Annotated in this window: 17 protein-coding genes and 1 riboswitch; of the genes, 10 read left to right on the forward strand and 7 right to left on the reverse strand. The window is 62.3% G+C overall.

From position 1 onward, the window contains the following. Nucleotides 1-79 precede the first annotated feature (79 nt). Complete coding sequence (locus VGD45_RS26010; RefSeq protein ID WP_331158294.1) at nt 80-2,227, forward strand: TonB-dependent receptor; 2,148 nt, start codon at nt 80-82, stop codon at nt 2,225-2,227. After that, nucleotides 2,224-5,127, forward strand: coding sequence for an ATP-binding protein (locus VGD45_RS26015; RefSeq protein WP_331158295.1), 2,904 nt, complete (start codon nt 2,224-2,226; stop codon nt 5,125-5,127). The genes VGD45_RS26010 and VGD45_RS26015 overlap by 4 nt, the downstream gene beginning before the upstream one ends. Here VGD45_RS26015 and VGD45_RS26020 read toward each other — a convergent pair. Then, the gene (locus tag VGD45_RS26020) at nt 5,069-6,397 is read right to left on the reverse strand and encodes an MFS transporter (RefSeq protein ID WP_331158296.1); all 1,329 of its coding nucleotides are present in this window, start codon (nt 6,395-6,397) and stop codon (nt 5,069-5,071) included. The genes VGD45_RS26015 and VGD45_RS26020 overlap by 59 nt on opposite strands. A 141-nt stretch (nt 6,398-6,538) precedes the next feature. Between VGD45_RS26020 and VGD45_RS26025 the strand changes: the two genes are divergently transcribed. The 5 genes from VGD45_RS26025 to VGD45_RS26045 all read left to right on the forward strand — a co-directional run bounded on the left by VGD45_RS26025 (nt 6,539) and on the right by VGD45_RS26045 (nt 11,602). Further along, nucleotides 6,539-7,258, forward strand: a complete 720-nt coding sequence (locus VGD45_RS26025) for an SDR family NAD(P)-dependent oxidoreductase (RefSeq protein ID WP_331158297.1) — start codon at nt 6,539-6,541, stop codon at nt 7,256-7,258. 31 nt (nt 7,259-7,289) lie between these two features. Continuing rightward, on the forward strand, nt 7,290-8,936 hold the full coding sequence (locus VGD45_RS26030) for an SMP-30/gluconolactonase/LRE family protein (protein ID WP_331158298.1): 1,647 nt from the start codon (nt 7,290-7,292) through the stop codon (nt 8,934-8,936). After that, the gene (locus tag VGD45_RS26035; RefSeq protein WP_331158299.1) at nt 8,914-9,762 is read left to right on the forward strand and encodes a VOC family protein; all 849 of its coding nucleotides are present in this window, start codon (nt 8,914-8,916) and stop codon (nt 9,760-9,762) included. The genes VGD45_RS26030 and VGD45_RS26035 overlap by 23 nt, the downstream gene beginning before the upstream one ends. A gap of 44 nt (nt 9,763-9,806) precedes the next feature. Continuing rightward, nucleotides 9,807-11,150: a carotenoid oxygenase family protein gene (locus VGD45_RS26040; RefSeq protein ID WP_331158300.1), complete on the forward strand. Its 1,344-nt coding sequence runs from the start codon at nt 9,807-9,809 to the stop codon at nt 11,148-11,150. Nucleotides 11,151-11,212: 62 nt separating this feature from the next. Then, entirely contained in the window at nt 11,213-11,602 is a 390-nt protein-coding gene (locus VGD45_RS26045; RefSeq protein ID WP_414717611.1) for a putative quinol monooxygenase, read from the forward strand. Nucleotides 11,603-11,626: 24 nt separating this feature from the next. On the opposite strand, the gene VGD45_RS26050 is transcribed toward VGD45_RS26045, so the two are convergent. The 4 genes from VGD45_RS26050 to cobD form a co-directional block, all read right to left on the reverse strand. Further along, complete coding sequence (locus VGD45_RS26050; protein WP_331158302.1) at nt 11,627-12,367, reverse strand: SDR family NAD(P)-dependent oxidoreductase; 741 nt, start codon at nt 12,365-12,367, stop codon at nt 11,627-11,629. Nucleotides 12,368-12,490: 123 nt separating this feature from the next. Beyond that, entirely contained in the window at nt 12,491-13,240 is a 750-nt protein-coding gene (locus tag VGD45_RS26055) for a TetR/AcrR family transcriptional regulator (RefSeq protein ID WP_331158303.1), read from the reverse strand. Nucleotides 13,241-13,315: 75 nt separating this feature from the next. After that, the gene (locus tag VGD45_RS26060; RefSeq protein WP_331158304.1) at nt 13,316-14,230 is read right to left on the reverse strand and encodes an arginase family protein; all 915 of its coding nucleotides are present in this window, start codon (nt 14,228-14,230) and stop codon (nt 13,316-13,318) included. A gap of 228 nt (nt 14,231-14,458) precedes the next feature. Beyond that, complete coding sequence (cobD, locus tag VGD45_RS26065) at nt 14,459-15,517, reverse strand: threonine-phosphate decarboxylase CobD (protein WP_331158305.1); 1,059 nt, start codon at nt 15,515-15,517, stop codon at nt 14,459-14,461. A 115-nt stretch (nt 15,518-15,632) separates the two neighbouring features. Continuing rightward, nucleotides 15,633-15,819, reverse strand: a riboswitch (cobalamin riboswitch). A 117-nt stretch (nt 15,820-15,936) separates the two neighbouring features. Between cobD and VGD45_RS26070 the strand changes: the two genes are divergently transcribed. Further along, nucleotides 15,937-17,136, forward strand: coding sequence for a P1 family peptidase (locus VGD45_RS26070; RefSeq protein WP_331158306.1), 1,200 nt, complete (start codon nt 15,937-15,939; stop codon nt 17,134-17,136). A 106-nt stretch (nt 17,137-17,242) separates the two neighbouring features. Then, on the forward strand, nt 17,243-18,691 hold the full coding sequence (locus VGD45_RS26075) for a tetratricopeptide repeat-containing sulfotransferase family protein (protein WP_331158307.1): 1,449 nt from the start codon (nt 17,243-17,245) through the stop codon (nt 18,689-18,691). A gap of 48 nt (nt 18,692-18,739) precedes the next feature. On the opposite strand, the gene VGD45_RS26080 is transcribed toward VGD45_RS26075, so the two are convergent. Further along, entirely contained in the window at nt 18,740-20,317 is a 1,578-nt protein-coding gene (locus VGD45_RS26080) for a TonB-dependent receptor (RefSeq protein ID WP_331158437.1), read from the reverse strand. Next, nucleotides 20,278-21,180 carry a TonB-dependent receptor plug domain-containing protein gene (locus VGD45_RS26085; RefSeq protein ID WP_331158308.1) on the reverse strand — a complete coding sequence of 301 codons (903 nt, stop codon included), beginning with the start codon at nt 21,178-21,180 and terminating at the stop codon, nt 20,278-20,280. The genes VGD45_RS26080 and VGD45_RS26085 overlap by 40 nt, the downstream gene beginning before the upstream one ends. Before the next feature lie 389 nt (nt 21,181-21,569). On the opposite strand from VGD45_RS26085, the gene VGD45_RS26090 reads away from it, so the two are divergent. Next, on the forward strand, nt 21,570-22,448 hold the full coding sequence (locus VGD45_RS26090; protein ID WP_331158309.1) for an ABC transporter ATP-binding protein: 879 nt from the start codon (nt 21,570-21,572) through the stop codon (nt 22,446-22,448).

Genomic DNA, 22,448 nt, shown 5'->3' on the forward strand with positions numbered 1-22,448 from the left:
GAGCCTTCCGCGCCGATATGTCCTTTGGATGACTCCAAGCCGGAGCGTCATCCGCGCCAGGTCGATTCTCGTGCCGCTCATGACACTGGTCGCTGTTCCGGAGCGACTCGTAGCTCACGAAAGCGCGGCCATCGGCTCGGCTCGGCAGGCCGAGACGGAAATCCTGGAAACGCTGATCGTCACTGTACAGCGACGCGAACAAAACCCGCAGGACGTTCCGATCGCGCTTACGGCTATTGGTGACGATGCGCTTGCCGCACGTAACACGGTGGATTTATCGGACCTGGTTGGCGCGGTTCCCGGTTTGTCGATCGCGGGATTCACGGGAGGGAATGCCAGCAATCTCGTCTCCATCCGAGGTGTCGCAGGTCAAGTGCTTCCCATCGGCTCGGGGCAGCCGGTCGCCATCTATCTCGATGACGTCTACCTTTCCCGCCCGGACGCAGCCTTCTTCGGGCTCGACGACGTGGAGCGCATAGAAGTCCTGCGTGGACCGCAGGGAACGCTCTATGGCCGCAACGCGACCGCCGGCGCGATCAACATCATCACGCGGACGCCGGGCTCGCTCATGGAGGGCGGCGGCGAGTTGAGCGTAGGCAGTCTCGACGAAGTTTCCGCGCGCGGGTCGGTTCGGACGCCGCTCGGCGGCGGCTTTTCCGCGGGAGTTTCAGCGAGCTATCACCGCCATGAGGGCTACATACGAAATACCGTCACTGGCAATCTATCGAACAGCCGCGACGCTCATACCGTTCGCGGAAGATTCCAATATCAGTCGCGCGACGACGCATTCGAAGCCGTGCTGGCCGGTGACTACACTGGCGACGAGGCGACACCCATCTTCAAGAACGCCTTCGCGGCATCGGGAGCGTTCGTTGGCTTCGGCGATCCAGAGGAGTTTGCCAGCGACGCGAGCAGCGAGGCGCAAACCATGCGCCGGACCGTCAACAAAGGAGTCGCGCTGAGACTTCGCCGCCGGGTTCTCGACTCGCTCGAGCTCGTCTCGATTTCCAGCTGGCGGGATATCGGCACCGCCACGGTTTACGATGCAGACGCTTCCGAGCAGCCATTCTTTGTGACGGGAGCGGACAACGAGAGCGCGATCTACAGCCAGGAGATTCGCGGGGTCTTTACTGGTAGTCGAGTGCGCGCGACAGCTGGTGCGAACTGGTTCAAAGAGCAGGCAAGCTATGGGCTTTCAACCAGCCCGCCCAGCACGCGTCCCAGCTTTGACCATCTGCTCGATACCAGTGACTTGACGGCCTGGGCTGCGTTCGCGCAACTCGAGGCGGATCTTGCTGAGCAGCTCACCGTTGTCGGAGGTCTGCGCTACGACAACGAGCGTCGCGATTTCACGATCGATTACCGAGCAGCGCCGACGCCCGGGCGGTTGTTATCGGGGCGGGTCGAGGACGATGTGGTCATTCCAAGCTTGACCGTGATGTATCGAATGCAACCTGACGTCATGTTCTATGCCAAGGCCAGTCGCGGCTACCAACCGCCGGGTTTCAACTTCGCCCCGGGCGCGCTTGCGACGACGAGCAACACGTTCGCCGCGGAGACGTTGTGGGCGTACGAAGCCGGCGCGAAGATTGGGCTCTTCTATCAACGCGTGACGTTCGACGCCGCCGCGTTTCATTATGATTACAGTGACATTCAGATTCGAAGCACCATCGGCCTGGGCCTCGCACGGGTCGACAATGCGGCCGCAGCCGCGCTTCAGGGTGCGGAAGTGAGCATGAGTGCGAAGCTGCCAGGAGGTTTCTCGATCAGCAGCCAGGCTACCTATCTGCACGCCCGGTACCGGCAGTTTTGCCAGCCGATCAGCGCAGCAGAGCCGCAGGGCTCCGACGCGTTATGCTCTCCTCGATTGGCGGACCGATCCGGCAACCGCCTGAACCTCGCGCCGACCTGGTCGGGTGGCGTAGAAATCGCTCACCAGACTCAGCTGGGGTCCGGCCGGATAACCGCCACCGCGTCGTACGGCTTTTCCACGAGCATGTTTTATGTCGGAGCCGCTAATGAGCAAGTGGCAAGCAGCGGATGTTGGGGTAGGTTACGCGCACGCATCGCATTCCAGATGCGCAACGGTCCCGAGTTCTTTGTCTACGGCCGAAACTTGACCGACGACAGATTTCTCGAGTTCGCCGCTCGTGTGGGGCCAGCGTCGATGTTCGAGGTCATGAACGAACCGCGCACGTATGGTGTCGGGATTGGATATCGGTTTTGAAACGAGAGCACGAGACAGTGACGGATGGACAGGGCGAACGCGCGCCGGGATCCTACGCGTTCGGTCCATTCGTGCTGCTCCCCGAGCGCCAGCTGCTTCTGCAAGGACAGACGCCGGTCCGGATCGGAAGCCGAGCGCTGGATATTCTGACGGCGCTCGTCGAGCGCCCCGGAGAGGTCGTCACCAAGCAAGAACTGTTCGCGCGCGTGTGGCCAGGCAGAGTCGTCGAGGAAGACAATCTCAAGGTCAACATGGTGGCCCTGCGTCGGCTGCTGCGCGAAGGCTCCGATACGCAGTATGTCGCCACGGTGACGGGGCGGGGCTATCGCTTCGTAGCACCCGTGCGGGCCTTCGGCCGAAGCGGTGCGCCGCCCGGCGTCGGCAACACCGGCAAGCGCAACCATAACCTTCCAAACGGGACGACGCGCGTCGTCGGCAGGACGGAGGCGATCGAAGCTGTCCGCCGCGAACTGGCGGATTGCAGACTCATATCGTTGGTGGGTCCCGGTGGCATCGGTAAGACGACCGTCGCGCTAGCCGTCGCCGAACAATGCATCGCGGCCATGAAGGACGGCGTCTGGTTGGTCGAACTGGCGCCGCTGAAGGATCCATCGCTGGTCGCGAACGTGCTCGCGGCCGCCATCGGCTTGACGGCGCATTCGGCCAACATGCTGGCCGCATTGTGTGAGTATCTGCGCGATCGTGAGATGTTGATCGTCCTCGATAGCTGCGAATGCGAACATATCATCGACGCTGTTGCCGCCTGCGCGGAACGCCTGCTGACGGATACCGCCGGCGTGAAGATCCTGGCAACGAGCCGGGAGCCGCTGCGATTGAAGGGTGAGCGGGTCAGAAGGTTACCGGGGCTCGACTTGCCGCCGGACTCGGCCGGCCTGCTGGCGAGCGACGCGCTCGCCTTTCCGGCGGTTCAGCTGTTTGTCGAGCGTGCGACCGACAGGGTGGAATCATTCGTTCTCAGCGACGCGGACGCGCCCGTCGTCGCTGACATCTGCCGAAGGCTCGATGGACTGCCGCTGGCGATCGAGCTCGTCGCGACGCGGGTCGACATGCTCGGCATCGGCGGCGTACTCGAGCAATTCGACCGGCGCTTTCATCTGTCGATCCAGCGACGGGCTGGCCCGGAACGTCACCGTACGCTCATGGCGGCGATCGACTGGAGCCACGATCTGCTGTCCGAGAGCGAGCAACGAGCGATGCGGCGGCTTTCGGTCCTGGCGGGCTCATTCGTACTCGCATCGGCGCGCGCCGTCGCGCTCGATCTATCCACCGAGCGGGACACGGTGGTGGACGATCTGGCCAATCTCGTGGAGAAGTCACTCGTTGCCGCGGACCCTCGCGATGCCGAAGTGGAATTCCGGTTGCTCGATACCACGCGCGCCTATGCATATGAAAAGCTGATCGCGGCCGACGAGCTGGACGCTGCGCGCAGGCGACACGCGAACCACTTCCTCGAGGTCGCGAGGCAGGCGAAAGCCCGCATCGATATGCTCGGGAGGGATGAATGGCTCGACTGTTATGGGGCCAAGATCGATGACATTCGCGATGCTCTCAATTGGGCTTTGAGCAGTCCGCGCGATGCCGCTCTCGGCATCGATCTGACGGTCGCGGCATTTCCGTTCTGGGGACAACTGTCGCTCCTGGAGGAATGTCGCCTGGCAGTTGAGCGAGCACTCGAAGAGCGCTTTGAGACAGTGCGCACCGACCGACAGAACCTGGTGCTCAAGCTGGCGCTCGGCTCGACACTGTTGCACACACGCGGGCCTCAGCTTCGCGTGAAGTCGTCGTTCGCCGAGGCGCTTGCCATCAGTGAGGCGTTGGGTGATATGACGGCGCAGCTGCAAGCGCTGCGCGGTCTTGCGGAATATGAGCTCTGGACTGGCGATTCGCATTCGGCCATCGCCGTTGCCGAGAAGATCGGCGCAATCGCGGATAGTGGACCCGGCGCAACTCGCTCCGATGCCGATGCGCATGCCGGGTCTGCGTTGTCCTGGCTCGGCGCCCTGGCCGCATCTCGTCAGCGGCTCGAGAACATTGTCCATCGGCGGATCGATTCCGATCCGCGCTGCGGCGCCGCACGCTTTGAATTCGATCAGCGGCTGACGGCGCGCGGTTCGCTCGCGACGGTCTTGTGGCTGCAGGGATTCCCGGATCGAGCCACGGAGATGGCGCGACTGCAGCTCGCGGAGGCGGAGGCATCCAACTATGCCGTATCACTCTGCTACGCGCTCGTGCACGGTTCGCTCGTTGTCTCTCTCTACGTGCGTGATTACGTCGCCGCGGGCCATTACCTCGATCGCGGCGTAGGGCACGCGACCAGGCATGGCCTGACCATCTGGCGCGCGATGGCGACCTGCGTGCAAACCCGTCTCAATCTTTATACTCACAGGCCCATCGATCTGGCCGCCCATCTCGCGGCGATGGCGGAAGTGCGCGAGAGCGGATTCCGCATGCGATATCCCAACTATTTGACCAACTACGGCGAGGCGCTGGCGCGCGCGGGAGATTTGCGTGGGGGGCTCGCCTGTATCGATGAGGCCATCGCACTCTCGGAAGAGCGCGGGCAAGTGGTAGGGATACCTGAGATGTTGCGGATCAAAGGAAATGTTCTTTGCTCGGCGATGCCGGACGCCGTCGAGCAGGCAGTGCAATGCTACCGGCAGTCGATCGATCGGGCGCGTCGAGACGATGCGCTTTCATGGGAGCTGCGGTCCGCCGCCAGCCTGGTGAAGCTACTTCGGCGTCATGGCGGTGACGATGAAGCCGAAGACATGCTGCAAACGGCGTATGGCCAATTCCGCGAGGGGTTCTCAACGGGCGATCTCATACGCGCGCGCGAGCTGATCGAAATCCGTCGCGAATCGGCGGCCAGATCACGATGAAGGCAAGTAGCGAGGCCACCAGACTGACCGTGCCCATGGCCGATTGAAGCTTACCGTCGCCGCCGAAGCCATGTGCCACGACCAGCGGCACCAATGTCGGACCGAGACCGATGCCGATCAATGCAGTCACGGTCAGCGACAGAGCAATAGTGGTGGCGCGCATCTCGTTGGGAACATTTTCCTGCATGACCACATGTCCGACCACATATCCGCCAATCGAGCCCAGCGCCCAAATGGCAAAGGCCAGAGCGGCTTGCTGACCGGTGTCGGCGAACAAGATCGAAGCTGCCCCCGCGATCGTCAACGTATAACACCCCAGTAACAGCACCACGCGCGTCCGCATGCCCCAGCGGCGCGCGATTGCATCGGATAGAGCGCCACCCGCCAAGGAGGCCGTGACACCGCTGATCGTTATTGCCAGGCCGACCATGCTGCCGGCCTCGAGGGGCGTCATGCCGTATGCCCGCTGGAGCAATGTCGGCAGCCAGGCGATCAATGCGTAGTCGCCGGCCCCAAGCACACCCTTCACCAAACAAACGCGCAGCACCGTCGCATTGTTGGCGAGCAATCGTCCGAATACGGCAGACAGCGCCAGCAGGCCCGTGGTGTGACGCCGCGGCGGTTCGGCAATCAGCAACAGTAACGGGAGCAGGGCGAAGCCGGGGAGCCCCACCAGAATCATCAACAGGCGCCACGGCGCCAACGCGCCGATCGAAGGAACCGAGCTGAACCAGCCTGCGTCGATCCAGCCCAACAACACTCCGCCGATGAAGAGAGCGGCGCCGGTACCGAAGGTCGCGCCGAGCGAAAACATTCCAAGCGCGAGACCTCGGCGATGGGGCGAGAACAAGTCGATGATGAGCGACGATGCTGCGGGCACCAGCGCGGCTTCGCCCAATCCCACAGCGACGCGCGCGGCGAAAAAGCTCCAGAAATCGACCGCGAGTCCACAGGCGATCGTTGCTCCCGACCACAGCGTCACGCCGGCCGCGATCAGGTTGCGGCAATTGATCGAATCCGCCAGGCGTCCGCAGGGCAAGCCCGCAAGCGCGAAGATCACGGCGAACCCGGCGCCCTGGAGCAAGCTGATCTTCACATCGGACAAGCTCAGGTCAGTTCTGATCGGATCGACGACCAGATTGATGATGAGCCGGTCGGTGAACGAGAGCAGCAGCGCGGCGCAAAGCATGGCCACGGCGTACCAGCCGGCCGACGCCGAAGGCGTCGAAGCGGCCAGCGCCGTGTCGCGAATGTTTGCTGAGTTTTCCATGCCGCGATCATGGCATCGATCGGCCGCGGCAGGTAAGCGTCAGCGACGCTGCCACCCCATTTTTAACCTTGTTTAACTGGCAGGGGATTGTGGCACGGGAGTATTCCTATCGTGCGCTCAAGCAATGGCACGAGGTATCCAATGAGACTTTCCGGAAAGACCGCGCTGATTACCGGCGCCGCGAGCGGCATCGGCTACGCCATTGCAGATCTCTTTGCTAAGGAAGGCGCCACGGTCTTCGCGAGCGACGTAGCAGCGCCGAACAACGACTATCCGCCGGGCGTCCAGTCATTGATCCTCGATGTCACCCAGGAGCAGGACTGGGAGAACGCCGTCGACGCAGTGATCGAACGCAGCGGTCGGCTCGATGTGCTGGTCAACAACGCGGGCATCATCGCCTACGAACCGCTGGACGAGCTCACGCTACAGGCGTGGCTGCGGATGATCGCAGTCGACCAGACCGGCGTGTTTCTCGGCATGCGCGAGGCCGTTCGTGTCATGCGAAGGCAGAAATCAGGCTCCATCGTCAATATCTCATCGATCTGGGGCAGTTCGGCCGTGGCAGGCGCGCATTCCTATCACGCTGCGAAGGGGGCCGTCCGCAACATGTCGAAAAACGCAGCCATGACGTACGTTCGCGATGGCATTCGCGTGAATTCGGTACACCCCGGCTTCATTCACACGCCGCTCACCGATACACAGGCGCCCGAGCTCAATCAGGTCGTCATCGCCGCGACGCCGATGAAGCGCGGCGGGCAACCGGTCGAGGTCGCATACGGTTGCCTTTTCCTCGCTTCTGACGAATCGAGCTATGTCACCGGCGCGGAGCTGGTGATCGACGGCGGCTATCTCGCTCAATAGCAAACATCTCGGAACACAGGAGGTGAGCGCAATGACTGTTCGAACACTCACGGTCGCCGGCGGACTCGTGTTGTTGGGAGTCGTTGCGTACCTGTGCCTCTGGCCCGTTCCCGCGGAGCCGGTCTCGTGGCCGGCTTCGACACCGCCTGGCTATACCGGCGCTCATGCGCCGAACACTCGCTTGTCTGGCTTGCACACGATCGACATCGAAACAGAGTTTGGCCCGGAGCACATCGCGATCGGTCCGGACGGCAAGCTGTACGCGGCAATGACCAGCGGCAATCTGCTGCGCATGGAGCCTGACGGCAGCAATCAGCAGATCTTCGCCAACACCGGTGGACGAGTGCTCGGGTTCGCTTTCGATGCCGAGGGTCGAATGATCGCGGCGGATGCCATGAAGGGACTGCTCGCCATCGACACCGATGGGAGCGTGCGCTTACTGACTGAGCGCGTTGGCGACGGTGATCCGGTGGGCTATGCGAACTCAGTCGTCGTCGCGCCGGACGGGAATATTTATTTCACCGACTCGTCTACACATTTCTCGCCCGCGCAATGGGGTGGCACTTATGAAGCGAGCGTGCTCGACATCCTCGAACAGGCCGCCTCCGGTCGTGTGCTCGCCTACGATCCTGTCACCGCGAGCACGCGCGTCGTGGCGCATGGGCTTTCGTTCGCGAACGGAATTGTCTTGTCGTCCGATGGGCGCGCCTTGTTTGTCGCCGAGACCGGCCGTTACCGCATCTGGGCGGTCGATAGCGGAGCGCGTGATCTGGATGTGCGCAGCGGCTCCGAGCAGGCGAGAGTGCTGCTAGACAATCTACCCGGCTATCCCGACAACTTGATGCGAGGGCGTGAAGGGCGCATTTGGGTGGGGCTGTTCAGGCCGCGTAATTCCGCGGCGGACGCGCTCTCGCAAAAGCCTTTCCTACGAAAGGTGTTGCTGAGGCTACCGAGGTCGATGTTGCCGGTGGGCGAGCCCTACGGGCATGTGTTTGCCTTCGATGAAGGCGGCCGTGTCACCGAGGATCTCCAGGATCCGGAGGGCGCCTACCCTGAGACGACCGGCGTCACGGAGACAGCGGACCGGCTTTACATCCACAGCCTGCACGCACCAGCGATCGGCTGGGTTCGACGTGACTCGACGATGGCTGCTCAGCTCGAAGATATTTATATCTTGCGCAGCATCCGAGAACAGCGGACGCCCGTCACCGACGGGTGTGCTGCATCGAAGACAGGCTTCGAGCCATTCTCCACTGACGCCGAGCGATCTTTCTCGTTCTGGAGTGTCAGTGCACGCACTGACGACGGAAGGCTCATCGATTCGAAGCACACACGCGTGGCTGAGCTCCGCGCCTGCTTCGGCCCGACGCAAGACCGTGCGCGGCAAAATTTCTATGCGGAGGTCCAGCTGGATGCCATTTCCTTCCGCGGCACAGGCGAGTGCCTTGCGCTCGCGATTGATTTTCCCGAGAGCGGCCTGTTTCCAGTCCGGTGTCACCTCATCTTGAGCGGTCTGTCCGCGCCGTTCGTTGGCGGGCTGCTGACGACCAATACCATCTCGAGCGGCGCCCGCTTCGGCGGAGACACCGAGCCGCCGGGATATACACAGGCATCCATCGCCACCATCCGTTTATGGAGATCCCAGGAGATACAACATGTCCGACCACAAGAACATTGACGACACAGATTTCCAGCGGCGCTCTTTGCTCCAAGGCACCGGGCTCGCGGTAGTGGGTGGTTTGCTGGCCGCAACCGGCGGCACGGTGAATGCCGCCTCGGATTCGCGTCCGATCGCCGGGACGGCCCGAACCGGTGGGCCGCTCGGCATGCGCCTGCAGGGCGTGCAGCACTTCGGGCTCACGGTGCAAAACATGGATCGCGCCTTTGCGTTCTACACCGAAGTGCTCGGCGGAACAGAAGTGATGCGAGATGGCGACTTCCACGGCGAACGCATTCACAACACGCTGTTGACCGATCAGGAAATCGAAGCGCGTGCGCGCGGAGTCAATCCGCGCACGATGGGAGTGCCGGATCTCAAAGGCGGCGCGCAGCGCCTCGATGTTCGCTTCATACAATTCGACAACGTCGTGATCGAGCTTCTGCAGTACCGCGACTCGGAGCAGCCCGCCGGCAGTGGCGCCGCCTTCGCCGAGCCTCTCGATCACATGAGCCCCGCCTTCCCGCGCATGATGCATATCTGCTTTCACATTCGCGACGATGTCGATTTCAACCAGTTCATCGCCGATCTGGAAGCTGAGGCGGCGCGACGTGGCATGACACAGGTCCGCGCCAATCGCGTGATCACGGTGACCACGGAGAAGGAGCGGCTGGCCGCGCCGCTGGAGGCAAACAGCAACGGCATCACCGAAGGCAAGTCGAACGGATGGCGGCTGATCTATTGCAAGGGCTCCGAAGGCGAACAACTGGAGTTCGTCCAGGCGCTGGGGCCAGTAAAGCAAACATTCGACAACGCGCTGGCAGGCCGTCGGCGACAACGCGGCTGACGTTTGTCTCAAATCAGTAGCAACGCGCGCGAGGGAAATCGAACATGCGTCATTCCGCGGGCCCCGGCAATCCCTACCTGAGCGGCGTTCACACGCCGATGCAGAAGGAGCTGACGATAGAAGATCTGCCCGTCACCGGCACGATACCGCCCGCGCTCGACGGACGTTACCTGCGGATGGGGCCGAACCCGATGAAGCCGAGCCCGGCACGGTATCACTGGTTCTCGGGTGACGGCATGATCCATGGGATCCGGATCGAGAAGGGGCGGGCCGTGTGGTACCGCAACCGCTGGATCCGTTCGACCGCGGTGAGCAAAGCTCTTGGCGAAGCGCGGGTCGAAGGACCACGCAATGCGTTCGACACGGTCAATACCAACGTCGTCCGCTTCGCCGGCAAGACACTCGGCCTGGTCGAAGCCGGCAGCACGCCCGTCGAGATCGATGAGAGGCTCAGGACGCTGCGCTACACGGACTTCGGCGGCACGCTTCACGGCAGTTTCACAGCTCATCCGCATGTCGATCCGCTGACCGGCGAAATGCATGGCATCTGCTACGACGTGAGTCGCAGGCGTGCGATCCGCTATGTGGTGGTCACGCACGAAGGGAAGGTCCGTCGCGAAGTGACCATTCCCATCGAACATGGTCCGATGATCCACGACTGCGCGTTCACAAAGCGCTTCGCGATCATTCTCGACTTACCCGTCACGTTTTCACTGTGGGCGGGCATCACCCGCCACCCATTTCCGTATAGGTGGAACCCGTCGCATGCGGCGCGCGTGGGACTGCTGCCGAGGGAAGGCGAAGCCCGGGATATCATCTGGTGCTCAATCGATCCGTGCTATGTGTTCCACGCCGTCAACAGTTACGACGCGGCCAATGGCTCCGTCATTCTGGACGTGATCGTCCACGACCGGATGTTTTCCAGAATCAAAGCCGGCCCGGATTCGCAACGCTGTGCTCTGGAACGTTGGATGATCGACCCGGCAACGAAGCGAGTCGAGCGTGTCACGATCGATTCGACCCCGCAGGAATTTCCCCGCCCGGATGAACGGCGGCTAGGCCAGCCCTATCGCTATGCGTACACGATGACCATGACCGGCTGGTTTCTGGGATCGGGCCTTTACAAACACGACCTGGAGGCCGGCACGCGCCAGACCCACGACTTCGGGCCGCAACGCCATCCATGCGAATTCATGTTCGTTCCCGCCCACGCGCAGGCCGAGGAGGACGAGGGCTGGCTGATCGGCTTCGTCATCGATGCGAAGGCGAGGACGACCGAGCTGACGATCCTCGACGCCCGCAACTTCGCGGATGCGCCTCAGGCCAGCATCCGCATTCCGCACATCGTGCCGCCGGGCTTCCACGGCAACTGGCTGCAGAACTCATGAAAGGTCATTCAACAAGCCCATGGAGAAACGTCATGCATCGCTCATGGTCGATCCGTTCCGTCATGTTGGCCCTGGTCACCTGCATCGCGAGCATTGCGTCGGCAATGGCGACGGAGGTCCCTGTCGTGCGCTATGAGGAAATCCCGGCGGGCGCCGTTGCCATCGTTGCGGAAGTTCGCGCCAAGCCGGGCAAGGAGCGCGAACTGCGCGAGGCTACGCTCCCGCTGGTGGCTAAGGTCCGTGCCGAGCCCAACAATCTTCTGTACTTTCTGCATGAAAATCGCGAGGCGCCCGGGCATTTCATCTTCTACGAGATCTTCGCCAGCCAAGCGGACTTCGAGGCCCACAACGCCACGCCTCACGTTCAGGCATGGTTCGCAAAGTTACCTGAGCTCGCCGATGGCGGCGTGAAGGTCATGCGTATGCAACTTCTCGGCAATCGACGCGAATGATCGCTGGGCCATGGAATGCTCCTGTTAAGTGTTCAAGCCGCCATCGACGTTGAGAATGACTCCGGTAATGTGCCTCGCTGCGGGGCTCGCGAGGAAGGCGACGGCTGCCGCCACATCTCTGGGTTCACCGTAGCGACCGAGAGGAATCAGGGAACGCTGGAATTCAGCGAACTCGCCATTCGCAGGATTCATATCGGTGTCGGTGGAACCCGGTTGCACCAGGTTGACGGTGATATCGCGCGAACCGAGCTCGCGAGCGAGGCCGCGCGTGAACGAGTGAAGGGCGGATTTGGTCATGTAATACACCGTACCGGTATCGCCAACGATGCGTTCGGCGCCGGCTGAGCCAATAGAGATGATGCGACCTCCCGCTCGCAGATGTGGAATGGCCGCCTGCGAAGCGAGCACGGGCGAGCGCACGTTCACGTCCAGCAGCGCGTCGATGTCTGCGACGCTCACGTCGGCGATCGAGGCGTAAAGCGCGATTGCGGCGTTGTTGACGAGAATGTCGAGACCGTCGAGCGCGGCCGCGGCCTGGTCGACGGATCGCTTGACCGCTGCTGGATCGGCGGCGTCGGCCTGGATGGCAAGCGCCTTGCGGCCTTTGCTCTGGATTGTGCGCACGACGTCGGCGGCTCGATCGGCGGAACGTTCATATGTGATTGCTACGTCCGCGCCCTTGTCGGCGAGCGCCAATGCGATAGCCGCACCGATACCGCGCGACGCGCCTGTCACGAGGGCGCGTTTACCTGTCAATTCGCTCATCGCTAAATCCTTTCTGTAACGACTGATACAGAAACGATAGAGGCGCGGACCGCGAGAGTCAATGGCTTTATGTAGCGATCGATTCAAAAAATCAGGAAATCGTTTTACGCTGCGGTGGCCGGGTCACTTCTTCGGAGCGCCGCGATGTGCACGGCTCAGGGAGCGCGCGGCAGTTTGCGACGACTTCTTTGCGCGGCTGGAGGTGGATTTAGTGTTTGTACGAACTTTGATAAGCGCGTCCCAGCTCGCCATCGACGTGTGAGCGACGGCTTCCAGCTCGGCGCGAGTTGCGCCGTCGCGCGCCAGAATCGACATGCCTACCTGGATTGTTTGCACAAAGCGAGCGAGTGCGTGGAGGTCGGCAGACGCCGGAAGCTCGCCGTCCGCAACCGCCTGTCGCAGACGACCTTTCACTCGGTCCAATCCGCCGGCGCGCGCCGCACGTACCAGTTCGCCGAGTTGCTCATTGCCCTCGCTCCCGACAGATGAGAGCGCCACCATACATCCATTCGGGATGTCGCCACGAGCTCCGCTCAGGGCTGCGGCCGAATCCAGCAGAAGGCACTCGATCGCTTCCCGCCCTGTGCGCGCGGCATAGAATCTTGTCCAGAAGAGTCCCTCGTAATTATCTCTGTAATGACGAATTGCCTCGGCGTAGAGGGCCTCTTTCGAGCCAAATGCCGCGTACAGGCTAGGTGCTCCAATACCCATAGCCTCGGTGAGGTCTGCCATCGAAGTCGCCTGATAGCCCTTGACCCAGAACACGCGTGTAGCTCGAGCAAGCGCGGTCTCTCTATCGAATGCTCGTGGGCGCCCGCGTACCTGGCTTGGTGTTTGCTCGCTCACGCGAGGTGTTCGCGCGGATTTCTGCATCGATCTCTATATGCGGAGGAATTCGCTGGTCGATGATTCTAGCCTTTCTATATCAAGCATTACAGAACTGTCGGGCTAGCCGCTTGCCACTGGCCTTGCCAGCGCGTTCACAAGCAGATCGGCCAGGACCTTTCCGGCGCGGCCATCGGTATCCAATGCGGCGTTGTAGATGGTGACTTCGAGCCCGACGGCGCGGCCGCTGGCGAGCGCCATCGTCAGCACCGTCGCCAGCTCTTCGGGTTGCAGGCCGCCCGGTAGTCGGAAATCCACCGCGGGCATGACGGCGTCGTCGAGACAGTCAGCATCCACATGTATCCAGAATCCGTCCAGCTCGGCCCTGCTCACGTGTGCGATTGCCTCCCGCGCTGCTGCGGTGATGCCGATCTTGCGAATCGTCGGCAGGTCGTATGACCGCAGCTCCTTCGGCAGCGGCTGGCTGCCGTATTCAGCTTGATCTTCAGCGTCTCGAAAGCCAAACGCCACGGCATCGGTCGGCTTGATGAGCGGTGAACGACCTTCGAAGTCGATAAGAAGTCTAGGTCCGTGCCCCGTGACGAACGCGAGGTCCATCGATGCCGCTTCCCCGTAGGGATCCGCCTCCGGTTGAAAAAAGTCGGCCTGGCCATCGATGAACAGCAATCCATACCGGCCGCGTCGGTGCAGCGCCAGTGCAGTGCCTAGAACGATGGAACAATCGCCGCCCAGCACGATCGGAAATTCTCCGTCGCTCAACAGCGGTCCCACGGCATCCGCGAGTTTCCTGGTGTAGCTGGCGATGGCGGCAGCGTTCATTACTTTGGTTTCGGGGTCGCGATCCGGACTACGCGGCACGCCCGGTTCGACATGTCCGGCCCCGCGAGCGCGCAGCCGTTGCGCCAACCCATGGCCGAGCAGTACGGCCGGAAGCTGCTCGACGCCACTAGAGCGCAAACCAAACGTCGAGGGGGCCTCCAGGATTGCATAGCGAGCAGTCGGGACTTGTTCATGCATGTCTGCTGCCTCGAGTCTGAAGCTATGTTTCACAACATCTACCGTGCGCAGATGTTCCCGGCGGCGTGTGTGTATCCGATTTTGGCGGGATTGAACAAAGCGGGATGCGGGCCGGGGCGGGGGGCGCGAGTTCGTAGCAGCCGACCCAGCGAACGGCCGTAGCGCTGGTTTGCGGGGTGGTTGATTCAGGACCGAGCCCTGTGTGCTTTAGCAGTGCGAATCTCGGGTTCACGGCCTGGCCCTCAACGTGTCTCGCAGGCGCCGCCACGCTGCGTCACCGTGCGGCAGGCCAAAGCGCAGCAGCTTGATATCGTGATTGAACGGTCGCGCTAGAATTCCCGCTCGTAGCAATTGATTGAAGCGAGCCGGCGCGAGTTCGCTCCGCGCCAGTCGAAACAGGCTGGCGCCACCGACGATGTCGAAGCCGCTGCGAATCAATAACGCGTCGAGCTTGCGAGCGGCGCTTCGCAATCGAACGCGCGTGCGCTCGGCCCACAGCGGGTCGGTGTACGCCGCAAGCCCGGCGGCGATCGCATCGGCGGCAACGGGCCAATCGCCGAGCGCTGCTCGAATCCGTGCGATGAGTGCCGGCGCTGCAATCGTAAATCCAAGTCGAACGCCGGCCAGTCCGTAGAACTTGCCGAAGGAGCGGAGCACGATGATGCGCGGATAGCGTTCGGTGCCCGCGAGATCAGCGACGCTACAGGATGGGTCCGCATCCGCGAACGCTTCGTCGATCACGAGATAACCATCGTGCGCGGCAATCCTGTCGTGAGCTTCGAGCAACTGCTCACGCGGGGTGATGGAACCGTCAGGACTATTGGGATTGACGAGTGTGACTACCGTGCCCGGTGCGAGTGACGCTCGCTCGATGCTGTAGACACGTCCGACAGGCACGCCGAGCCTTTGCCACGAATCCGTGTGCGAAGTGTACGTCGGCCAGACAATCTTGGCCTCGGTCACCGATGGCAGCACATGGGGCAACAATCTCACCACGGTTTCGGAACCTGCAGTCGCAAGAATGCGCTCGGGATTGTCGACACCGAAAGCACGGGCAGCGGCTGCTTCGAGTTTCTGCAGTTCCTGAAATTCAGGCAGTCGTGCGCGTGCTTGTGCGCTCGCGCGTGGCGCCGGATAGGGATTCGGATTGATCGCGGTCGACAGATCGATCCACGGCTTCGGCGCATCGGGACACAGCGAGCGAGCGTCAGTCAGACGGCCGCCGTGCTGAGTGAAGGGAGCGGGCGCGAACTGCGCGAGTCCGCCGGTGCTATCGACCGAACGCATGATGAGTAGAGTTCCAATGCAAAGCGACTCCCATGGGATCGCCTCGCTCGCGAGCGCGACCCACACCGGTCGTCACTCGGGAACTCCCGTTCGCTCGGCGCACCCCGGCCGATGAATGGACGACTTGCGCCGAGCAGGTCTCCTGGCTCGCGGCTCAACTCCAGCGCCACCTTCCCAAGCCGACAGGCTCAGTGGTATCTGGCGCGGCACATACCGCTCACAGTTGCGGGGGCAGCCCGGGTATCGCACCCGGTTCCCGTTTCAATCCCACCACGGTGGGAACTCGACGTGCGCAAAGCATGCTGGCGCGGCGTGCGAGGGTCAATCAATGAATTCGTATGGCGGGGATCAAGGAAATTTATGGCCGGCCGGTCGAGGAGCACGCACAATCGATCGACCTGACACTGGGGAAGAACACAATGAATCGACGCAAGCTCGCCCTGCTGTTCGTTTGTTTGTTCGCCGCTTCGAGCCCCGCGCTTGCGGAGGGACCCCGCGCCCGTGACATTGGTATCCCGCTCGCGGGCAAGCCGGGCGCGCTCAATGCAATCACCGATGTGGCGGGCATCGAAATCGGACAGGTGACGTTGATCGGTGGCGAGGGTGCACTTCAGCGCGGCAAGGGGCCGGTGCGTACCGGCGTTACCGCCATCATTCCTCGTGGCAAAGATTCCACCGCGCCGGTGTACGCTGGCTGGGAGACCAGCAATGCCGCGGGCGAAATGACCGGCACGATCTGGCTGGAGGAGCGCGGTTATCTCGACGGGCCGATCATGATCACCAACACGCACAGCGTCGGCGTGGTGCGCGATGCTGTCGTTGGCTGGATCGTGGACAAGAAGTGGCCGGGCTCCTGGTTCACGCCGATGGTTGCGGAGACCTACGACGGCTTCCTCAACGACACTGACGGCTTCCACGTGAAGCGCGAGCATGCGCTGGATGCATTGCAGATCGCCAAATCCGGTCCGGTCGCCGAAGGCAGCGTGGGCGGCGGCACCGGCATGGTGTGTTTCGGCTTCAAAGGCGGTATCGGCACGTCATCCCGCATCGTTACCACCACGGTGGGGCAATACACCGTCGGCGTGCTGGTCCAATGTAACTTCGGCTTGCAGGCGGACCTGCGGATCGCCGGGGCGCAGGTCGGCCAGGAGCTCAAGGGTCGCTATGCTGCTTGCCGCTCGCAGCCTTCGGGAATTGAAAAATTGCCCGAGTGCAAGCCAGGCGCCGAGAAGCCGGGCGACGGCTCCATGATCGCGGTGATCGCCACCGATGCGCCGTTGTTGCCGCATCAACTCAAGCGTCTCGCCAAGCGTCCAGCTCATGCGATGGGTCGCCTGGGCGACATCGGGCGCGAAAGCTCCGGTGATATTTTCGTCGCGTTCTCCACTGCTAATCCGCAACTGCACAGCCAACAAATGGACAACATCTCGGTCGCTGCTTACCCGAATCCGCTGTTGAACTCGATCTTCGAGGGCGCGGTCCAGGCCACCGAGGAAGCCATCCTCAATGCCATGGTTGCGGCGAAGACCATGACCGGCCGCGACGGACATCGAGTCTACGGTCTGCCGCACGATGAGGTTCGAGCCATCCTGAAGCGTGAAGGTAAGGCGGGGCGCTGACCGCCGGCTCATAAGACGCGGTTATGAGCGGCATTACCCGAAATTGTTTTCGACCAAATCGGCGACGTGTTAAGAATCGAAGCCCGAGCATCGCACGGGTCGTCTCATGTCATCTCATCCGGAGATCGAAGCGCACAAACTGATGTCGGCGGGTCGATTCGCGGACGCGCTGCCGTGGGCGCAGGCCGCCGTGGCGGGCCAGCGCATGTGCCAGCCGACGCATGGCATGCTTGCGACGATACTGTTGCAGTTGGGCCGCCGTGACGATGCCGAGTCGGTGATTGCCCGAGCGCTCGAATGTCAGCAAGGGCCTGCCGACGCATACGACGCGCTGGCGCACGTGTCTGCACTACTGGGACAGCATGAGCGCTCGAATGCACTGTACCGGCGCACGGTCGACCTGGCGCCGAAGGATCCTCGGTTCTGGCACAACCTTGCATCGAGCGAGCGCAGCCTGGGACGGTTGCGGGAGGCGGAAGACGCCTGCGATCGCGCCATCGCCCTCGACCAGATGCGCTATGCAACGTTTCAGTTGCGCTCGGAACTGCGCGTTCAAACGAGCGATGCCAATCATCTGGACGAGCTGCGGCGTGAGCTTTCGCGGAATAGCCGCGACGATCGGGCGCGAATGTTTCTTGGCTACGCGCTTGCCAAGGAGCTCGACGATCTGAAGCGCTATGACGAGGCGTTCCAGCATCTGCGCGACGCCTCCGCGATTCGCCGTCGCCATCTCTCATATGACATTGCCGTGGATCAGCGCAAGCTCCAGCGCATCCAGGAAGTGTTTCAGACCGCGCCATTGCAGCAGTCGCCTGCTCAGCCGAGCCGGCACATTTTCATCGTCGGCCTGCCGCGATCCGGCACCACGCTGCTCGAACATATACTGATGGGCCTGAGCGGCGTGCGATCGAACGGCGAGACCGAGCATTTCTCGCAAGCGCTGCTATCGGCGGCGCCGCGCGATCGAGGCGATGTGTTCGCTGGCGCCGCAGCCGCGGATCCAGCGTCGGTCGCCGCGAAATACGAGCAACTGGCAGGTGGAGCTACGAAGGGCGACCGAGTCATCGAGAAGCTGCCGATGAATTATCTGTATCTCGGCGCCATTCATCGTGCGATGCCCGGCGCGAAGCTGGTGCTGGTGAATCGTCACCCCGTCGACAGCTGCTTCGCCATGTATCGAACGTTGTTCGGCATAGCGTATCCATTCAGTTATGACTTTGATGAACTGGCGAAGTACTACGCGGCCTACGAAAGCTTGATGGCGCATTGGCGAGCGTTGCTCGGCACTGCGCTGTACGAAGTCACGTACGAAGATCTCGTGGCGGACCCCGCGCATGTCGGTGCCGGCGTGGCCGCGCACTGCGGGCTGGAATGGAACGATCACGCCGTCGAAGTTCACAAGCGCACGACGGTGTCGCTCACGGCGAGCGCGGCGCAGATTCGCCAACCCATCTACAGCTCATCCTCCGGTCGTTGGCGTCGTTACCGAGCGCATCTGGAGCCGCTCATTCGAGCGCTGCGTCGCGAAGGAATTTCATTGCGTGAAGACGTTTGATCGACGAGGCGACGTATCCGGATTGGACACGCGCCTCGCCGCTCATCCTTAGAACGAGTAGCGCAGTCGCACGAAGATCTCGCGCGGCTGATTGACCAGGCTGGTCGTGCTCAGGTTGTTGGTGACCGCGTCGAGGTTGCCCGGCGACAGCAGCACTCGCTCGTTGGTCAAGTTGGTGGCATACAGTCCCACCATCCACGAGTCGTTATTGACGGCCACGGAAGCGTTCACGATGTTCATCGGCTCCGAGGCCAATGGCGCGTTGCCGAGGATGCCGAAGTTCGACAGCAGCACCTTGGAACGATAGGTGTCGTTCAAGGACATGGCCACGCGATAGCCGTTGCTGAGATCGAATTCGTAGTTGAGCGTGGCGGCCGCGCTCTCCTTGGGGCTGCCGGGGAGTTGCTGACCGTCGAAGCCGACGATGTCGCCGAACGGGGAGTAGATGCGGTAATCCTCGGAGAAGCTGGCATCGGCATAGGCGCCGCTCAGCGACAGGCTCAGCCCGTCCACCCACAGCGGCGTGTTGATATCGAGCTCGATGCCCTTGGACACGGCTTCCTTGGCGTTCCATACCGCGAAGTTGGTGGTCGGCGTGGTGCCGCCGATCTGCGGGTTCTCCCAGATGATATTGAACGTCGCCAGCGTGTAGCTCAGGCCATTGGCGAAATGACCTTTCAGGCCGAGCTCGTAGTTGTCCGCAGTGTCGGGACGATAGGTGATGAGCTCCGGGTTGTCGGCGAACGGCCCCACCAGCGGCAACGCATTGGAGCCGCCGCGGCGAAAGCCCTGCGACCAGACCGCATAGACGCGATGATTGTCCGCATACTCGTACGAGGGGTTGATCTTCCAAGTGGTCTTGGAAGCCGACGAAGTGCGCGTCTCCGCCGGCACCGTCAGGTCGTAGGCAAACAGTTCCAGGTACTGCGTGTCGTCGAAGTCTTGTTTGAAGTGGCGGAAGCCGGCGGTGAGCTGGGCGCGGTCCGAGAAGTGCCAGGTCAACTCGCCGAATACCGACTTGTCCTCGAACCGCTGCCGGTCGTTCTGATCGATGATGACGCCACCGGGCGCCGTGAGCGGAATGCAGTCCGGGAATTCCGCGCCGAAGTAATAGCCGCCGGTACAGCCAGCGGCCAGCGCGCGTTCCACCGAGCCGGGGTTGGTGACGATCCAATCGCCGATGCGGGTCTGCTTTTGATAGAACAGGCCGACGACATAGTCGAACTTGTTATCGGGATGCGAGTTCGACACCAGCCGCACCTCCTGCGAGAACGTGCGGGCCTCGTCGCCATAGACCTGCGGGAGGATGAAGCGCGGATTGAGCGCGATGCCGGTGTAGTAGCCGATGTACTGCGGCAGCCGATACAGCGTGTAGCTCGACTCGCTCTGGCTGGAGCCCTCGGTCCTGAAATACGAGGTCGTCGAGGACAGCGTTGCGAAGCCGGCGTCGTAACTCAGGTCGAGAGCTGCGAGATCCGTCTTGCGATCGTACGGTTCCTCGGCGCCCGCGAAGCGCTGGTCATCGCCGCCCGCTGGAAAAATGATGCGTGGATCGCCGGGGAAGGGGCCGCCCGGAAATTCCGACATCACGTTGCGGCCGGACATGCCCTCCAGGTCGGAGTACATGTAAGCGATCTGGGCGTTGAAGTTGTCAGTGGGCTGCCATAGCAGGCTGGCGCGACCGGTGAATGTTTTCTGCTCGTTCCAGTCCTTCTTGCTGTAGAACACCGCGGAGCTGTCCACAGGATCTGAAGGGTCGGCCAGGATCGGCACGCCATTGCCGTCGACTCGCATGAGCCCGTGCGCGTCGATGAATCCCGGCAGATCTTCGTAGTTGCGGAGGCACGGACGGCGAGCGTCTCGCCCATGGGAAGATTGACGGTCGCCGACGTCGAATAGCTCGGATCGCCGGCGCCGTCCACCATGCCCATGCGCGCTTCGGCGTTGCCGGAGAACTCGCCGAGTTTCGGAGCTGCCGGGATGATTCGCAGTGCGCCACCGAGCGCGCCCGCGCCGTACAACGTGCCTTGTGGACCCCGCAATACTTCGACGCGCTCGATGTCGTTGAACTGGAAATATCCGTCGATGGGGGAGTTGCCGATGTAAGTGCCAACCGGCGCTTGCTCGAAGGTGCGGAAGCCGGCGGCGCCGGGGCTCGCGTTGAGACCGCGGATGATTGGGAACGACGTCGAGGCGGAGCGTGCGCCTCTATCGGACATGCTCACACCAGGCACCTGACGAGCCAGCGCGGCGAGATCCGTGACGCCGGCGTTCGACAGCTGCACCGGGTTCACCACCGAGATGCTGTATGGGACTTCTTCAGTCGTCTGGTTGCGGCGGCTCGCCGTCACGATGACTTCGGTGAGCGTTTCCAGCTGTGCGGCGCTTTTTTGTTGCGCGCTTGCCGCTTGCGGCAGTCCATAGAGCGCCATCAGCACGGCTGCGGTGACGCGGGCGTGCGAGGATGATCGGTGGGCGTGACTCATCATATGTTCCCCATGTTGGTGCAAATCCCCAAATCGAAGCGTTGTTGTTGTGATCCGATGCGGGCGCATGCGCGCCGCTGCGATGAACGGATGTTTCCTCCAGAGATGTCACGAAGGTTCGATCGATTGTAGGCACCGCCCGCCGCGCGCCGGTAACTAAAGGTTCTAATGGTCGGCATAAGCGGCGGTTGATTCTGGCGGGACGTTAGTGCGGCTTATGGCCGTCATTACAATCATTTGATATCGCCGGGACGAAGCCGGCGCCTAGAATCGGGCGGTAAGAACAATTTGCCGGGGACGCCTGCGTGGTGGCCACGCGTGGCGCATGCAAACAACGGATCGAACGATCCAGCGTGCGGCCTGGAGGCCGCGCTGCTACAGCGAGGACTGCCGTGCTTCACATCGAAAATATCTCCCACGTTTATCCCAACGGTACGCGCGCTCTGGATGCGGTCTCTCTGGAGGTGCCGCCGGGCATGTTTGGATTGCTCGGTCCGAACGGAGCGGGCAAGTCTTCGCTGATGCGTTGTATCGCCACGTTGCAGACGCCGACCTCCGGCGCCATCCGTTTCGACGACATCGATGTGCTCGCCAACCCGGAAGCATTGCGCCGTACGCTTGGCTATCTGCCGCAGGACTTCGGCGTCTATCCGCGAGTGTCCGCGTACGAAATGCTCGATCACATCGCGGTGCTCAAAGGTTACGCGGCGCGCGGAGAGCGCCGCACCGTCGTCGAGGGTCTGCTGAATCAAGTCAATCTCTGGTCGGTGCGAAACAAAGCGCTGGCGGGGTTCTCGGGCGGCATGCGGCAGCGTTTCGGCATCGCTCAGGCACTGATCGGCCAGCCGCGACTCATCATCGTCGACGAGCCGACGGCGGGTCTCGATCCCGAGGAGAGCAATCGATTCCTGAACTTGCTCGCGGAGATCGCCGAGAGCACCGTCGTCATCCTCTCGACGCATATCGTGCAGGACGTCGCGAACCTGTGTCCGCGAACCGGCATGCTGGTCGGCGGCAAGATCGTGCGCGTGGGCGCACCGCTGGATCTCATCGCGGATTTGCGCGGGCGCATCTGGCAAAAGACGGTCGATAAGCGTCAGCTCGAGGCGCACCGCGCCCACCATGACGTCATTGCGACCCGGCTATCCAGCGGCCGCACGGTAATCCATGTGTTGTCGGATTCTCATCCCGGCGACGGATTCGTTACCGCCGAAGGCAGTCTCGAGGATGTTTATTTCTCGACGCTGTCGTCGCTGCGTCGCGCCGCCTGA

This window comes from Steroidobacter sp. (assembly GCF_036402275.1).
Taxonomy (GTDB): Bacteria; Pseudomonadota; Gammaproteobacteria; order Steroidobacterales; family Steroidobacteraceae; genus Steroidobacter.

Excerpts from the sequence above, each read along its gene's own strand:
- VGD45_RS26010 (WP_331158294.1), top strand. The coding sequence starts at position 80 with ATGACACTGGTCGCTGTTCCGGAGCGACTCGTAGCTCACGAAAGCGCG.
- VGD45_RS26020 (WP_331158296.1), bottom strand. The coding sequence starts at position 6,397 with ATGGAAAACTCAGCAAACATTCGCGACACGGCGCTGGCCGCTTCGACG.
- VGD45_RS26025 (WP_331158297.1), top strand. The coding sequence starts at position 6,539 with ATGAGACTTTCCGGAAAGACCGCGCTGATTACCGGCGCCGCGAGCGGC.
- VGD45_RS26030 (WP_331158298.1), top strand. The coding sequence starts at position 7,290 with ATGACTGTTCGAACACTCACGGTCGCCGGCGGACTCGTGTTGTTGGGA.
- VGD45_RS26035 (WP_331158299.1), top strand. The coding sequence starts at position 8,914 with ATGTCCGACCACAAGAACATTGACGACACAGATTTCCAGCGGCGCTCT.
- VGD45_RS26040 (WP_331158300.1), top strand. The coding sequence starts at position 9,807 with ATGCGTCATTCCGCGGGCCCCGGCAATCCCTACCTGAGCGGCGTTCAC.
- VGD45_RS26045 (WP_414717611.1), top strand. The coding sequence starts at position 11,213 with ATGTTGGCCCTGGTCACCTGCATCGCGAGCATTGCGTCGGCAATGGCG.
- VGD45_RS26050 (WP_331158302.1), bottom strand. The coding sequence starts at position 12,367 with ATGAGCGAATTGACAGGTAAACGCGCCCTCGTGACAGGCGCGTCGCGC.
- VGD45_RS26055 (WP_331158303.1), bottom strand. The coding sequence starts at position 13,240 with ATGCAGAAATCCGCGCGAACACCTCGCGTGAGCGAGCAAACACCAAGC.
- VGD45_RS26060 (WP_331158304.1), bottom strand. The coding sequence starts at position 14,230 with ATGCATGAACAAGTCCCGACTGCTCGCTATGCAATCCTGGAGGCCCCC.
- cobD (WP_331158305.1), bottom strand. The coding sequence starts at position 15,517 with ATGCGTTCGGTCGATAGCACCGGCGGACTCGCGCAGTTCGCGCCCGCT.
- VGD45_RS26070 (WP_331158306.1), top strand. The coding sequence starts at position 15,937 with ATGAATCGACGCAAGCTCGCCCTGCTGTTCGTTTGTTTGTTCGCCGCT.
- VGD45_RS26075 (WP_331158307.1), top strand. The coding sequence starts at position 17,243 with ATGTCATCTCATCCGGAGATCGAAGCGCACAAACTGATGTCGGCGGGT.
- VGD45_RS26080 (WP_331158437.1), bottom strand. The coding sequence starts at position 20,317 with ATGTACTCCGACCTGGAGGGCATGTCCGGCCGCAACGTGATGTCGGAA.
- VGD45_RS26085 (WP_331158308.1), bottom strand. The coding sequence starts at position 21,180 with ATGATGAGTCACGCCCACCGATCATCCTCGCACGCCCGCGTCACCGCA.